General features: G+C 53.3%; 16 protein-coding genes and 1 pseudogene. 6 read left to right on the forward strand and 11 right to left on the reverse strand.

What is annotated here, in order from left to right:
• Positions 1 to 65: 65 nt before the first annotated feature.
• Together rsmJ and prlC are read right to left on the reverse strand one after the other, a co-directional pair.
• Positions 66 to 812 carry a 16S rRNA (guanine(1516)-N(2))-methyltransferase RsmJ gene (gene rsmJ / locus KP22_RS14620; RefSeq protein ID WP_039306905.1) on the reverse strand — a complete coding sequence of 249 codons (747 nt, stop codon included), beginning with the start codon at positions 810 to 812 and terminating at the stop codon, positions 66 to 68.
• The gene (gene prlC, locus KP22_RS14625; RefSeq protein ID WP_039324992.1) at positions 809 to 2851 is read right to left on the reverse strand and encodes an oligopeptidase A; all 2043 of its coding nucleotides are present in this window, start codon (positions 2849 to 2851) and stop codon (positions 809 to 811) included. The genes rsmJ and prlC overlap by 4 nt, the downstream gene beginning before the upstream one ends.
• Before the next feature lie 327 nt (positions 2852 to 3178).
• Here prlC and KP22_RS22800 point away from each other — a divergent pair, with 327 nt between their 5' ends.
• Positions 3179 to 3370: a hypothetical protein gene (locus tag KP22_RS22800; RefSeq protein WP_039324993.1), complete on the forward strand. Its 192-nt coding sequence runs from the start codon at positions 3179 to 3181 to the stop codon at positions 3368 to 3370.
• Positions 3371 to 3380: 10 nt separating this feature from the next.
• Here the strand turns inward: KP22_RS22800 and KP22_RS14635 are convergent, their stop codons facing one another.
• Positions 3381 to 3674 (reverse strand): DUF2623 domain-containing protein, encoded by a 294-nt coding sequence (locus KP22_RS14635; protein WP_005968196.1) that lies wholly within the window; start codon positions 3672 to 3674, stop codon positions 3381 to 3383.
• A gap of 304 nt (positions 3675 to 3978) precedes the next feature.
• Here KP22_RS14635 and KP22_RS14640 point away from each other — a divergent pair, with 304 nt between their 5' ends.
• Both KP22_RS14640 and gorA read left to right on the forward strand, forming a co-directional pair.
• The gene (locus KP22_RS14640; RefSeq protein WP_039306916.1) at positions 3979 to 4821 is read left to right on the forward strand and encodes a 23S rRNA (adenine(2030)-N(6))-methyltransferase RlmJ; all 843 of its coding nucleotides are present in this window, start codon (positions 3979 to 3981) and stop codon (positions 4819 to 4821) included.
• A gap of 117 nt (positions 4822 to 4938) precedes the next feature.
• On the forward strand, positions 4939 to 6291 hold the full coding sequence (gene gorA, locus KP22_RS14645) for a glutathione-disulfide reductase (RefSeq protein ID WP_039324995.1): 1353 nt from the start codon (positions 4939 to 4941) through the stop codon (positions 6289 to 6291).
• Between the two features lie 103 nt (positions 6292 to 6394).
• Here the strand turns inward: gorA and KP22_RS14650 are convergent, their stop codons facing one another.
• Complete coding sequence (locus tag KP22_RS14650; protein ID WP_015842269.1) at positions 6395 to 6682, reverse strand: type II toxin-antitoxin system RelE family toxin; 288 nt, start codon at positions 6680 to 6682, stop codon at positions 6395 to 6397.
• Positions 6679 to 6930 carry a type II toxin-antitoxin system Phd/YefM family antitoxin gene (locus KP22_RS14655; protein WP_010281712.1) on the reverse strand — a complete coding sequence of 84 codons (252 nt, stop codon included), beginning with the start codon at positions 6928 to 6930 and terminating at the stop codon, positions 6679 to 6681. Before KP22_RS14655 ends, KP22_RS14650 begins: the two co-directional genes overlap by 4 nt.
• A gap of 255 nt (positions 6931 to 7185) precedes the next feature.
• Between KP22_RS14655 and KP22_RS14660 the strand changes: the two genes are divergently transcribed.
• Positions 7186 to 8091, forward strand: a complete 906-nt coding sequence (locus KP22_RS14660) for a siderophore-interacting protein (protein WP_039324997.1) — start codon at positions 7186 to 7188, stop codon at positions 8089 to 8091.
• A 218-nt stretch (positions 8092 to 8309) separates the two neighbouring features.
• Here the strand turns inward: KP22_RS14660 and dsbG are convergent, their stop codons facing one another.
• Entirely contained in the window at positions 8310 to 9065 is a 756-nt protein-coding gene (dsbG, locus tag KP22_RS14665) for a thiol:disulfide interchange protein DsbG (protein WP_039324998.1), read from the reverse strand.
• A gap of 219 nt (positions 9066 to 9284) precedes the next feature.
• Here dsbG and KP22_RS14670 point away from each other — a divergent pair, with 219 nt between their 5' ends.
• Entirely contained in the window at positions 9285 to 9602 is a 318-nt protein-coding gene (locus KP22_RS14670; protein WP_039306929.1) for a LysE family transporter, read from the forward strand.
• Between the two features lie 60 nt (positions 9603 to 9662).
• On the opposite strand, the gene KP22_RS14675 is transcribed toward KP22_RS14670, so the two are convergent.
• The 3 genes from KP22_RS14675 to KP22_RS14685 are packed head-to-tail and all read right to left on the reverse strand — an operon-like array spanning position 9663 to position 11325.
• Complete coding sequence (locus tag KP22_RS14675) at positions 9663 to 10703, reverse strand: type II toxin-antitoxin system HipA family toxin (protein WP_039325000.1); 1041 nt, start codon at positions 10701 to 10703, stop codon at positions 9663 to 9665.
• Positions 10700 to 11014 carry a HipA N-terminal domain-containing protein gene (locus KP22_RS14680; protein WP_039306936.1) on the reverse strand — a complete coding sequence of 105 codons (315 nt, stop codon included), beginning with the start codon at positions 11012 to 11014 and terminating at the stop codon, positions 10700 to 10702. Before KP22_RS14680 ends, KP22_RS14675 begins: the two co-directional genes overlap by 4 nt.
• Positions 10999 to 11325, reverse strand: a complete 327-nt coding sequence (locus KP22_RS14685) for a helix-turn-helix domain-containing protein (protein WP_039306939.1) — start codon at positions 11323 to 11325, stop codon at positions 10999 to 11001. Before KP22_RS14685 ends, KP22_RS14680 begins: the two co-directional genes overlap by 16 nt.
• 209 nt (positions 11326 to 11534) lie before the next feature.
• Here KP22_RS14685 and KP22_RS14690 point away from each other — a divergent pair.
• A pseudogene (locus tag KP22_RS14690) lies at positions 11535 to 11906 on the forward strand (phenolic acid decarboxylase); the annotation flags it as partial.
• A 56-nt stretch (positions 11907 to 11962) separates the two neighbouring features.
• On the opposite strand, the gene KP22_RS14695 reads toward KP22_RS14690, so the two are convergent.
• Together KP22_RS14695 and KP22_RS14700 are read right to left on the reverse strand one after the other, a co-directional pair.
• Entirely contained in the window at positions 11963 to 13096 is a 1134-nt protein-coding gene (locus tag KP22_RS14695) for an alkylhydroperoxidase domain protein (RefSeq protein WP_039325002.1), read from the reverse strand.
• The gene (locus tag KP22_RS14700; protein ID WP_039325004.1) at positions 13093 to 14127 is read right to left on the reverse strand and encodes a putative FMN-dependent luciferase-like monooxygenase; all 1035 of its coding nucleotides are present in this window, start codon (positions 14125 to 14127) and stop codon (positions 13093 to 13095) included. The genes KP22_RS14695 and KP22_RS14700 overlap by 4 nt, the downstream gene beginning before the upstream one ends.

The following is a 14127-nucleotide window of genomic DNA, read 5'->3' on the forward strand; positions in this document are numbered from 1 at the left end:
AGGAAATGCGAAGCAGGCTAAGTTTTTAGTCGCCGATACGCTTAGCGTCGCGGCGATGAGATTGTTCAGGCGGGAAGATAGAAATCAAAACGGTGGCTTTTGGTTTCCAGCATAGACTGTGCCGGTACGCCAGCCAGCGGCGGTGCATAGTCTGGCCGCTTCACCACGACGCGTTTTTTCGCCAGCGCGCGGGCGGGCTCCAGCAGCGCATCGGCATCGTCATCCGCACCCACCAGCGACTGAAACACCCGCATCTCCTTCTTCACCAGCGCGCTCTTTTGTTTGTGTGGAAACATCGGATCGAGATAAACCACATCCGGCGGCGGTGTGATGTCACGCAGCGCGGTCATACTCGACGCATGCAAGAGTGTAAGCCGTTCCCGTAGCCACGGGCCGATTTCTGCATCCTGATAGCCACGCTGCAACCCGTCGTCCAGCAGCGCCGCAACCACCGGATTGCGCTCCACCATGCGTACATGGCAACCCAATGCCGCCAGTACAAAGGCATCACGCCCCAGCCCGGCTGTCGCATCCACGACGTCCGGCAGGTAATCTTTTTTGATACCAACAGCTTTAGCAACGGCTTCACCGCGTCCGCCGCCAAAGCGACGGCGGTGTGCCATCGGCCCGGCCACGAAATCTACGAAGATAGCGCCGAGCTTCGGCTCATCCTGCTTACGCAACTCCAGACGTTCCGTTGTTAGCACCAGCGCCATCACCGCCGTGGGATCGGACACCAGCCCCCAGCGCTCAGCCAAAGAAGATAAGGCGCCACTATCGGCGCCTTCTTCTGCGATTAAGCAGATACTCATCCTTTGATGCCGTAATGCGCAAGCATGGCATCCAACTGAGGTTCACGGCCACGGAAGCGTTTGAACAGCTCCATGGGTTCTTCGGAACCGCCGCGGGTCAGGATGTTATCCAGGAATGACTGACCGGTTTCGCGGTTGAAGATACCTTCTTCCTCAAATCGGGAATAAGCATCGGCCGCTAGCACGTCGGCCCACAGATAGCTGTAGTAGCCTGCGGCATAACCGCCCGCGAAAATGTGGCTGAATGCGTGTGGGAAACGACCCCAACTTGGGCTTGGCACCACGGCCACCTGCGCTTTGATTTCCGCCAGCGTTGGCAGAATCTGGGCACCTATCGCAGGGTCAAACTCGGCATGCAGACGGAAATCGAACAGGCCGAATTCCAACTGACGCAGAATGAACAATGCGGCCTGATAGTTCTTTGCTGCCAGCATTTTATCCAGCAACTCCTGTGGCAGTGGTTCACCGGTTTCGTGGTGGCCAGAGATAAAGGCCAGCGCCTCCGGTTCCCAGCACCAGTTTTCCATGAACTGACTCGGTAGTTCGACCGCATCCCACGGTACGCCGTTGATGCCAGCGACACCGGCGGTATCGATCTGGGTCAGCATGTGGTGTAAGCCGTGGCCGAATTCGTGGAACAGGGTGGTGACTTCATCGTGCGTGAACAGAGCCGGTTTACCGTTGACCGGACGGTTGAAGTTACAGACCAGATAGGCGACTGGTTTTTGCAGTTCGCCGTTACCTTTGCGCAGTTTACCCGCGCAGTCGTCCATCCAGGCGCCGCCACGTTTGTGTTCACGAGCGTACAAATCGAGGTAGAAGCTGCCGCGCAGTTCACCGCTTTCATCGAACAGATCGAAGAAGCGAACATCCGGGTGCCACACATCGACGTCTTTACGCTCTTTCGCTGTGATGCCGTAAATGCGTTTAACCACTTCAAACAAGCCATTCACCGCGCGGTCTTCCGGGAAGTACGGGCGAAGCTGCTCGTCGCTGATGGAATACCGATGCTGCTTCTGCTGCTCGCTGTAGTAGGTGATATCCCAAGGCTGTAATTCATCTACGCCGAAGTGTTCTTTAGCGAAGGCGCGCAGTTGGGCGAGCTCTTCTTCCGCCTGCGGACGGGCGCGTTTCGTCAGATCGGTCAGGAAATCGAGTACCTGCTGTGGGTTTTCCGCCATTTTGGTCGCCAGCGACTTGTGCGCGTAGCTGTCGAAGCCCAGCAGCTGTGCCAGTTCGTGACGCAGCGCCAACTCTTCCGCCATAATTTCGCTGTTGTCCCACTTGCCCGCGTTCGGCCCCTGATCGGACGCGCGGGTACCGTAGGCGCGGTACATCTCTTCACGGAGTGCCTGATTGGTGCAGTAGGTCATCACTGGCAGATAGCTCGGGATATCCAGCGTCAGCAGCCAGCCTTCTTGCTCCTTGGATTCCGCCTGCGCTTTGGCGGCGGCCAGCGCGCTTTCCGGCATGCCATCCAGCTCGGCGACGTCGGTAATCAGTTTGCTCCAGCCCATCGTGGCATCCAGCACGTTGTTGCTGTACTGCGAACCGAGTTCAGACAGACGAGCGGAAATTTCGCCGTAGCGTTTCTGTTTTTCCGGCGACAGGCCGATGCCAGACAGTTCAAAATCGCGCAGCGCGTTATCAACGGATTTCTTCTGCGCCAGACTCAGCGTGGTGTAGTGCTCGCCGTCACGCAGGCTGCGATAGGCCTGATACAGTCCGGCATGTTGACCAACCCAGGTGCTGTGCTCGGACAGCAGCGGCAGACATTGTTCATAAGCACCGCGCAGCTCTGGGCTGTTCTTCACGGCGTTCAGATGGCTAATAGGGGAAAAAATACGGCCAAGACGATCGTCGCTGTCCGCCAGCGTCTGACACAGATTATCCCATGTGAACGGCCCCGCTTGCGCCACCACACGCTCTACCGTCTCGCGGCATTCATCCAGCGCAGATTTAACGGCTGGGACAATATCTTCCGTTTTAATGCTGGAGAACGGGGGCAGGGTAAATGAGGTCAGTAATGGATTCGTCATGGTGCCGTCCTGATAATTGTGGGTGATCTCGTTGCCGGTAAGTGGAATCTATTGATGAGAAACCAGCAAGGCGGATATCTATTGCGGATTAGTTACTAAGATGAGGTCAAGTGCCGTGAAAATCAATGGTAGAGGCGGTGCTCCTCGTGACCAACGGTGCGTTTTTCCGTCATAAAGCATTCCCGTGGGTTACCTGAATGCGGTCACTAACTCCGTGCTAAAGGCATTTCTCTGAAAATTTCTGCTATTTTTCTGCCCGATTCCCATGGCTAAACGACCTACCATTATCAATTTTTTTATGTCTAACGATGTGATGAAGAACGCACGATGGCTTCCTTGGAACCTCATTTATTTATTGAGAATGCCGGCTCTGTCTTTGCGACGGCGCCGTCGCAAAAGCCGCTCGCCCCCGTTACCCGCGCACTGCTTCCGGCTCCGCCAGCAGAAGTGATTGGCGATAACGCGCAGCTCACCATCACAATCCCCATTAGCTTTGATTTACGCGAAGCACGCCGCTAGCTGATATCAACTAGCGCGGCGTGTGCGCATCATAGCCCGCATAAAAAAACCGAATCGCGTAAGGGTTGCCCTGTTCGGTAAAGAACTCTGCGACTCTCTCCCGTTCCAGCCCGTAGCGACGGGATAACAGCCCGGCCTCGAAGGCGGCCTGCTGACGGTCGCCTTTGGTTTCCGCCAGATTGTGGGCATAGCCACAAATATAGCCGCGCCGATAATCGTAGCAGTAAGGATTAATGTCGTTGGTGGATTTTGGGTTGGCAGATCTCAGCCCCGCGAGGACACCTCGCTCAAAATGGTTTCCCATGATAATGCTCCGTGAATGATCGTTATATATAAAATAATATAACGCTTGTTTATCACTCACCAGACCTGTTGGAAAATATTCCTGAATCCGTCGTGCATGCACGTACTTCCTCTGCCTGAATATCGGTAGCCTTCAATCGAATGAAAACGACCATGTTTCACAATTTACTGATTTAAGACGATAAAAATGGTTGGTTTGCGGGGCGGCTCGCAGAGGGGGAGCGTTTGACGGGATATTTTCCGCCGCAGACGGTTATACTGTCGGTTAATCGACGTTATTTATAAAACTTCACCGGAAAGCAAGCATGTTAAGTTACCGCCACAGTTTCCATGCCGGCAATCACGCCGACGTGCTGAAACACACCGTTCAGAGCCTGATCATCACTGCCCTGAAAGAGAAAGAAAAACCTTTCCTGTATCTGGATACCCACGCGGGTGCCGGTCGCTATCAGCTTAGCGGCCCGCACGCCGAGCGCACAGGGGAGTATCTGGATGGCATCGCAAAAATCTGGCAGCGTGACGACATTCCGGCTGAACTCGAACCTTACATGCAGGCGGTGCATACCTATAACCACAGTGGACAACTGCGCTATTACCCTGGTTCTCCGCTGATTGCACGCCAGCTACTGCGCGAGTACGACAAACTCCACCTGACCGAGCTGCATCCCAGCGATTTCCCACTGCTGCGCAATGAATTTCAGAAAGATGCGCGTACTAAAGTGTTGCGTGACGATGGCTATCAGCAACTGAAATCACAGTTGCCCCCGCTTTCTCGTCGTGGATTTGTGCTGATTGACCCGCCTTATGAGCTGAAGACGGACTATCAGGACGTAGTCAAAGGCATTAAGGAAGGGCATAAGCGCTTTGGCACTGGCGTATTTGCGTTGTGGTATCCGGTTGTGCTGCGTCAGCATATCAAACGCCTGCTGAAAGAGTTGCAAGCCTCGGGCATTCGCAACATTCTGCAAATTGAGTTGGCCGTGCTGCCCGACAGCGACCGCTATGGCATGACGGCGTCCGGCATGATTGTGATTAATCCGCCGTGGAAGCTGGCGGCGCAGATGAAAAACGTGCTGCCGTGGCTGCATAGCGTACTGGTACCGGAAGGCACCGGGCATACTCTGGTAGAGCAAATCGTACCGGAGTAATTCGTGGCGATGGCGGTCGTTTTTTCCTATTGCAACCATAGGCATAACCTTTATTGGGCGTATGGCTCTGGCGTTACACTCTAGGCAAATTTTATTCACTTAAGCATGGATACACTGATGACCAAACACTATGACTATCTTGCTATTGGCGGCGGCAGCGGTGGTATCGCGTCTATTAACCGCGCGGCGATGTATGGACAAAAATGTGCGTTGATCGAAGCGAAATATCTGGGCGGCACCTGCGTCAACGTCGGCTGTGTGCCGAAGAAAGTGATGTGGCATGCGGCGCAGATTGCCGAAGCGATCCATCAGTACGGCCCAGACTACGGGTTCGATACCACGGTGAACCAGTTTAACTGGGGCACGCTGGTCAAGAATCGTAGCGCCTACATCGATCGCATCCACCAGTCCTACGATAACGTGCTGGGTAAGAATAAGGTCGATGTCATCCACGGTTTTGCTCGTTTTGTCGATGCGCATACGGTGGAAGTGAACGGCGAGAAAATTACGGCTGACCATATCCTGATTGCAACGGGCGGTCGTCCGGTTCACCCGAATATTCCCGGTGCGGAATACGGCATTGATTCCGACGGCTTCTTTGAGCTGGATGCGCTGCCAAAGCGTACCGCTATCGTCGGTGCAGGCTATATCGCCGTGGAGATTGCTGGCGTGCTGAACGGGCTGGGCTCTGAAACCCATCTGTTCGTGCGTAAACATGCACCGCTGCGTAGCTTTGATCCGCTGATTGTCGACACGCTGGTGGAAGTGATGAACACCGAAGGGCCGACGCTGCATACCGAGTCGATCTCGAAAGCGATTGTGAAGAATGCCGATGGCAGCCTGACGCTGGAGCTGGAAAACGGCCAGTCACAAACCGTCGATTGCCTGATTTGGGCGATTGGTCGTGAACCCGCGACGGATAACCTGAACCTGAGCGTCACCGGTGTAGAGCTGAACGACAAAGGCTACATCAACGTCGATAAATTCCAGAACACCAACGTTCCTGGCATTTACGCCGTGGGCGATAACACGGGAGCCGTCGAGCTAACGCCGGTTGCCGTCGCGGCGGGGCGTCGTTTATCCGAGCGTTTGTTTAACAACAAGCCGGATGAACATCTGGACTACAGCAACATCCCGACCGTTGTCTTCAGCCACCCGCCGATTGGCACGGTCGGGCTGACCGAACCGCAGGCGCGTGAGCAGTACGGTGACGATCAGGTGAAAGTGTATAAATCCGCCTTCACCGCGATGTACACCGCTGTGACGCAGCACCGTCAGCCATGTCGTATGAAGCTGGTCTGCGTGGGCAAAGAGGAAAAAATCGTCGGTATCCACGGCATCGGCTTTGGTATGGATGAAATGCTGCAAGGCTTCGCGGTTGCCGTCAAAATGGGCGCTACTAAGAAAGACTTCGACAACACCATCGCCATCCACCCAACAGCCTCTGAAGAGTTTGTGACGATGCGTTGATTGTGTAGGGAAGCGGCTCTAATCGCTTTTCTGGAAAATGCAAACATGCTGGCTGAATAGTGAACTATTTTGCCGGCATTTTTTTATTCTCAGGTTAATGCGGTTATCTCATTCGCTCACTAGCCAGATGATAAACACCGCTGCGCTCACGTTTACCTACCGCTACTACGGCGATAATCAATACGTCGTCAATGACTTCATAAACCAAACGAAAGCCTGATGCTCGGAGCTTTATTTTGTAGCAGTCCTTCATCCCCCGTAACTTTGCCGAAGGAATATGGGGATTTTCGCAGCATTTTTTTAGTTTTTTGGCAAATTGCTGCTGGATGGTTTTATCGAGTTTGAGCCATTCTTTCAGCGCATCTTCCCTGAATTTGACGCTATAGCTCATAGGAAACTATCCAAATCCACGTCAACCAGCGGCTGGTTTTTGCGTTCACCGATTAGCTTAACCAGTTCCTGGTCGTCCAGCGCATCCAGCATTTTTTCGTAAAGATCCGCAGGAATGCAATAAAACGCAGGCTGGTTGCGGTTCAAAATAGCGACAGGCAGACCGTCGCCAGCATTGACCGTCGCCATCGGGTTCTTTTTCAATTCACTGACGCTGGCACTGGTATCACTCAATATAATATTCGGCATGGTAGACCCTTTATGACCGATTAACAGGTCTTTAAATTAATCAATTAAAGACCTGTTAACAAGTCTTTTGAAAATTTTTTATGCTCGCTCAGCATGGCCTCTGGCCTGCGCGATAAATAAAATGTCGCTTTTATCACGGCATTCACCTTAATGGTGATAATGATTATCGTTAGTGTTTTGTTTATGATAAGTTGCGGTAAATGGGTTTGATCCCGCTGACTGATTTTTCCTTACAAAACATACGGCTTTATCACTATGTCTTTAGCTAACCGCACAACGTCTTCAGCTTATCGGTTGTTCAATTTACGTTTAGAGAGTAAGACGCTGCTCTCGCCTTCATTAGCGCGCTGTGTATTTACTGGCCCGGAAGTGCGCCAGATGAAACTGGATGCACCGGATCAGCGCATCAAACTGCTGTTCGCCAGTGAAAGCGGCGAATTGACGCCGATGGCCGTGAGCGACACCTGGTACCAGGACTATTTGGCGCTGCCGCGTGAGCGTCGTCCGATTCTGCGTACCTATACGCTGCGCTCTGTTTCTCGTGAGTTACAGCAGGCAACGATCGATTTTGTGCTGCACGGTGATACTGGGCCTGCCTCAAGCTGGGCGAGTCATGCCAAACCGGGCGATGCCCTACAGATCGTCGCACCCAACGCGGAAGCCGATGGCGACAGCGGCGGTTATGAATGGGCTCCGCACGCTGGCGTTGAGCAGGTGTTGTTGATTGCGGATGAAACGGCGCTGCCAGCAGCTATGGGCATTCTTGAACAGCTAACGAATCAGCCTTCTCCGCCGTCGGTGCAGGCCTTTTTTGAAGTGCCAAAAGCCGCGGACTGCGTGACGCCGGGCGATTTCCCTTTTGCGCAAATTCACTGGCTGCCGCGTGAGGAAACCAGCAGCACAGTATGGGGCGAACGCCTGTTGGCTGCGGTGCAACAAGACGTGAAAATCCCCGCCAGCGCCTGTACCAACCGTGATGAAATTGCACAGGAGACGCCGGAAGACGAGCTACTCTGGGAGCGTGCAACGGCGCACCGTCCGTTCTATGCCTGGGTCGCGGGAGAATCCTCTGCCATTAAACGACTACGCCGCTATCTGCTAGACGAGCGTCACCTCGATAAAGAGACGATCAACTTTATGGCTTACTGGTCGCATCGCTAAGAGAAAACGTCAGGAGGGATATTCCCTCCTCAGAGCATTGACAAAGCTATTTATTGAATGAAAAACGAGAGTGACGGAATAGAAGAGTAAAGCGTTTGCGCCAGGGATGGCGCAAGCCGAGCGTACAAGGATGTATTCACAGCGTCTTTACGATCTATCCGTTACTCTCGCTCTACGGACTTTGTCAGCAACCTCAGGAGGGATATTCCCTCCTGCGTCTATTTCCCCATCATCTCCGCTAACTGCTGTTCATCCGGTAGCCCGACGACCTGCTGTAGCTCATCTTTATCGTTCAGGTAATAGATGGCTGGCGTGACGTTTGCACCCAGTTCATCCATCAGCCGCTGATTAAGCTGAATGTTATTCCAGATATCGCGCGATGAGGTTTCGGGGAACGGAGGCACCGTTTTGCCGTTTGATATCTCATATTCATGCCAGGCTTTAGCCGGATCGCTGGCGGCAAGAATCGCCGCGGCATAACGCCCGCTTTCCGGTTTGATGACGCCGACCAGCAACGTTTGCAGTTGCACTTTTCCTGCTTTCACCCACGGTTGTGCCTGCTGCCAGAACTGCTTGCAGTATGGGCAGAATGGGTCGGCAAAGACGATGATTTTACGCGGCGCATCTTTCGACCCTTCGGTGATAAATGGCGCTTGCTGTAATTTCTGCCACATCTCCCGGCCGGCAGGAACATAGACTTCCTGCTGAATCAGCGCTTCGCTGAGGTTGTTACCGTGTTCATCATACATATAGCCCGAAATGGCATGCTTACCGTCAGGGGTTAAGTAGATGGTCACTCCCATGCCCTGATAACTGCCCAGCCAGCCTTGCATGCCGCCGGGCGCAGTGAACGGCTTAATGATCGTAATACCCTGTTTTTCGATGCTCTTCACCGCGTCTGGCAGGGCGTCTTGCGCTAGTGATGATGCGGAAAGCGTCAATAAGGTGAGTGTGAGGAAGACGCGTTTTATCATGGTGTTTGAGCCTGTATCGTGAATCATTGTCTGCCGGATAGCGTAGCGGACGGTAACCGATCGGGGGAGCTTATTTACACTTTCTGAATCAAGGCCAGACGGTGATCTGTCGTTATACGTCTGTCCGAAGAGAGTGGTTGGGGAGGCTCAGGCTCTGCCGTATATTACGTAGAGAATGGTGTGTTTTGTGGTTTTTCCCTGCTGGAGTGATGAATTACCGTGACCTTGACCGAATCGCTGATTGCTTTTACGTTTGCCGCGACGCTACTGACCCTGACGCCGGGTTTGGATACCGCGCTGATTTTACGTACCGCTACCGTTGAAGGCAGCAAGAAAGCCTTCCATGCCGCGTTTGGGATTAACGTTGGCTGCCTGATTTGGGGCGCGATGGTCGCGTTTGGTCTGGGAACGCTGATTGCTGCTACACGCCCACTGGCTCGCTTCCTGCGTCGCGGCTTGGTGGTTAAATGGATGGATCGAACAACGGGCGTGGTCTTTTTAGCGTTCGCCGCACGTCTGGCGTTCTCCCGGCGGTAAGCATCGTGCCATTGCGCTGATGTCAGCAGTGATGTGATTAAAATGTTTGATTAAGAATCACTAAATCTGCTTTGCATCGAGAATGCTCATAAGATTCAGGCGGTGTCGATAACACCGCAGCGTTGCATCAATCGCGTTCGCAGGCATAAAGGAATCTCGATAGGTTGATTCAACGTATTCAGCTTCTTTGATGAGGTCTGCTAGCAACTTCTTGCTAAGGTTTTCACTCAGCCCAATATGCTGACCGAACAGCATGAAATCCATACCAAGGTATTCGCCATAGGCGGTTTCAAACCCTGGTGCGCGTGCCTCGTCACCTTCTTCTTGCATCAACAGCGGTAATGCCATGAAGCAGGAAGAAAAATAGGCGGGATAAGGAGCGACGGAAACAAAATCATAAATGGGGGCCAGCATTAACTGGCCTGAACGCGAATGTATCAGGCCAAAATTACGCAGGTGCATGTCGTTGTTACCCAGCATGTAGGCGTAAGCGATGCGGCGGAACAGATCTATTTTGAAGACAATATTGTCATTAACGTGTTCGCTAAGGAATAACGCTAACCTCTCGTAGCTGACGTATTGTCTGCCATCTGCACGTATTTTACCGAATTTTTCACCGATCCCCATCGCACCGTCCAACTGTTCCTGATGGATAGGATGACCTGTTTTTTCATCGCGGTCGAAACGCTGAATAACGGAAGCAAACTCAGGCTCGTCATCAGCCTGTTCCGGTTTAAAGCGAAGTAATCCGTGTGGTGGGACGGTAAATCCCAGACGCGCCATTAGCGTCATTGTGGCATGTTCGTTTTCTGCCAAATGGGGAAATTCGATCGGGGAGGGTTTGAGAATGTACAGTCCTTGATGATCCACGACGGTAAACGTTCGGTCTTCTAATACCATCTGAATTTTGGGCTGATAACCAGAAATACTCATGCCTTTCTGCGTTTGTGGCAGGTCGTGCATGAATTGCTGGCGAGTGAAACGTAAAGTCGGGGAAGCATGTATTGACCCCGCGAGATGCTTCAACCCTTTACGGCTATAGCCTGTGGCAATTTCTTCTTCATGTGCCAGCGGTGTCAGCAAGATTCGACATCTTGTCATGCGTTATCCTCCGCGATCAGTTGTACTGCGCCGATCAAGTTCTTACCGTTTTGAATAAGGATGCCAAATAAATCCTTCTCATCCAGATGCTGAAGCTGGCTGTATTGCCGCCGGAGCCAGCCTTCGGGGGCTAACGAGGCGAAATAGGGTAGTAATGACTTGCTGCGAAATATTCCGGTCTGTAGCGGTAAACTCAATGATAGCGGTGGGCCGAGATAGGATTTTTTGTATTCAAACAGATAGCCTTCATCATCCTGACTTAACTGGCCGATATGGACACCATAAAGATAGACCTTTACCTGACGGCGCACAGTTTTATCCCTAACGCAGAGCAGACGTTATAAACCGTGGCAAATTTCACCTGAGCGGGATCGTTGAATAGGCGTTTTAAGGTGGATATGGATACGCCAGTCTGTAACTCAAGTGTAGAAAGTTCGATGCCCAGCGCTTTACGTCGTGTATTTAGCTGAGAACCGAACGCATCCAAAGAATGAATGTGATCCCCCAGCACGGTACCTTTATTGGCGGTTTCGTTATGTGCGAGTTCGTGTCTTAGTTCGTCGATAGCTTCGCTAATGGCGTCGAGCTTTAGTAATGTTGGCGCAGTGGCAGGAGTGTTCATAAATGGACTCTTTTTTGAATTTACCTCATTTATGGTTTAAATATAGCCTGTAAATTTTCTTGGTGTCCATATTTAACACTTATTTATATTAATTATTAACATTTGGCTCATTTATGGATTGAGCGGTTTTGATCGCTTAGGCAGCCAATAGCTCCATCTATCATAATCTGCCGAACAGTAGCGCGATGAGCGTCATGATTTCTTTGCTGAGCGGTATTGTGGGTAATCGTTGGGTGAGGGATCAGCAGGTGTGTATCGTGCAAGTCGCTCGCGAGGTGTATAAAATTTCATGGACAGAACCAACAGGAACGGATGTCAGCCTGATTGTGAATATTGCCGATAAGGTCTTCCACGGCACCATCTTCTTCCCGCGTTGGATTATCAACAACCCGGAGAAAACGGTGTGTTTCCAGAATGAACACATTGTTAAAATGGAGGTGTATCGCGACGCGGGTCCTGCGTACCCTACTGAAGTGATCGATGAGTTCGCCACCATTACGTTCATCCGCGACTGTGGGGAAAACAATAACGACGTCATCAATTGCCCTGCCAGCGAATTGCCTGCTTGTCTGAAAAAATAAGCAGCAACAGGCGTCACAGATATTGCGCCGCCTGATTCGCTATCGCGTAAGGCTGATTAACTCTCCGGCCAGAACGGTTCGCCCAGCGTGAGCATCAGCCGATTGGCCCATGAGAAGAAGGCGGCTGACTGCACCACATCGACAATTTCCAGCGTATCCAACCCCTGTTCTTGCAGTTGTTTCACGTCGTTTGCGTTGACCTGCGCGGGCGTGGCGGAAAGGCGTGCCGAAAAATCGATAATCGCTTGCCAGCGTGGGCTTTGACCAATACTTAAATCGCCACCGGGAACGACATCCAGTAGCCGTTGCACGTCGCTGTCCTGCTTGGAGAGTTGGCTGGCTTTACGCGCATGCACTGAGGCGCAATAGATGCAGCCGTTGACCTTGCTGGTGACGGCGGCGATGAGTTCGCGTTCTTTGCGCGGCAGGCCGCCAGAAGTATAAAAAATCCCTTTATCCGTCAGCGTGCGCTGTTCCAGTACCGGCAAGTTACGTCCTAAGAGACGGAAATAGTCGGAATCAGTATGACCGAAACGCGCCAGAATCGCCTGCTCGTCAGTATTGAATGCTGCCAGTGGTTTGGGGGAAATCCACGGTTCCCAGCCTAGCTCTGCCTGAGTGAACGCCTGCGGTGCGGATTTGCCGCTGTGCGCCTGCGGTTGGGTATGCCACTGACCGGCGACAGCTGCCTGAGAATGAGGCTGGCTAACGCGATGACCCGCAATCAGGCGATAGCCGCGTAGCAAACGGCTTTGAAAATTCACAAATGCGATGAGCTGTGAAAGCGTCACGATATCATCTACTGACCAGCCCGCCTGCTCCAGCGCGTTGACGTGTGATGGTGCGGCTTGCACGGGCGTTTTCGTCAGGCGTTCAGCGTGATCTAGCGCCAACTGTAGCGCGGGTGTCAGCTCGGGTTCTGAAAAATCCGCCAGTCGGTCAGTATAAAAATGCTGTAGCTGTTCATCCTGCTGCCAGCCACTGATTTTTGTCGCAAACCAGAAGCGCAGCGATAACGGTAGTGTCGCGTTGTCATGTACTGTGGCGTTAAACAGCGCATCGTAGCTGCCCTGGGTGTGGCGAGTTGCCGCCTCACGGGTTTTTCTGGCTGCGGCGAGGGCGGAATCCGGGCCGATGTCGGCCAGCGCATCCAATACGTCATGGGTGTGTAAAGTGTTAGCGTGCGTCATGCAATCTCCTGCCCGATCGGGCTTTTCTGTTTGACGGCGGGCTTCCAGCCCAAAGCGGGTGCAACCTGAGTGGCAATCAGCTCAAGTGAACGGAGGATCAGCGCATGTGGTGGATCGATAGAATGTACCTGGAATGTCACATCGGTTGCCCGCTCTAGCGAGCTGTCTGCGCGAAGCGACGCCGTGACGTCCTGTGCGGTGCCGACATGGCTGTCGAAGGAGGCGATCAGGGCTTCAATCGAGTCGTGAGGGATCGCGCGGAACGTACCGGAACGGGCGGCAGAACGAGTAAGCCCTTTCTCTGCCAGGCTCAGTGCTAGTTGACGATCGTCAGCCACGAAGACGCTACGTGAGCTGAGGATACGCGGTGCGACGCCAGCAGGTAGCGCAGCCAGATAGGCGTCGATCATCGGGTTTTGCAGATCAGCGAGCGTGGCGTCTGGGAAATGTTCCGGGCGTGGTTGGGTACGAGAGAGCATCAGGCCATCGCCCGCTTTGCCCGCCCGTTCTGCACCCTCGATAGAAAATGTGGCCTGCCAGACGCGCTTATCTAAATGCGGGGCGGCAGGATAGAGCTGATTGCCGTCTTCGCTCAGTGCCTCTCCCCGCCACGCCGCACGCAGTTTCTCCAGATAGCGCCCGAGTATCTGCCCGCGCTGCGCGCTGTCGTGGCCGAATGCGGCGAATGAGGACGGCGTGCCGCCTGAACCCACGCCGACTTCCAGCCTGCCATTGCTGAGTAAATCGAGCACGGCGGTGTCTTCCGCCACGCGTAGAGGCTCCTCCATTGGCAGTGTAATCACGCCGGTGCCGAGCTGAATGCGTTGGGTGCGGGCGGCGACCAGCGCCAGAAACACCAGCGGTGACGGCAGCCCGCCTTCATCAGCGTGGAAGTGGTGCTGTGCGACCCAGGCGCTGTCGAATCCTAACTGTTCTGCTTTGACGATCTGTTCCGTTGCCAGCCGATAGCGCTGCTGGGCGGAAACGTCATCCAGCAACCGTGTGAAAAATCCCAGACGTTTCGTTGCCAT

The organism is Pectobacterium betavasculorum, from assembly GCF_000749845.1.
Lineage (GTDB): Bacteria > Pseudomonadota > Gammaproteobacteria > Enterobacterales > Enterobacteriaceae > Pectobacterium > Pectobacterium betavasculorum.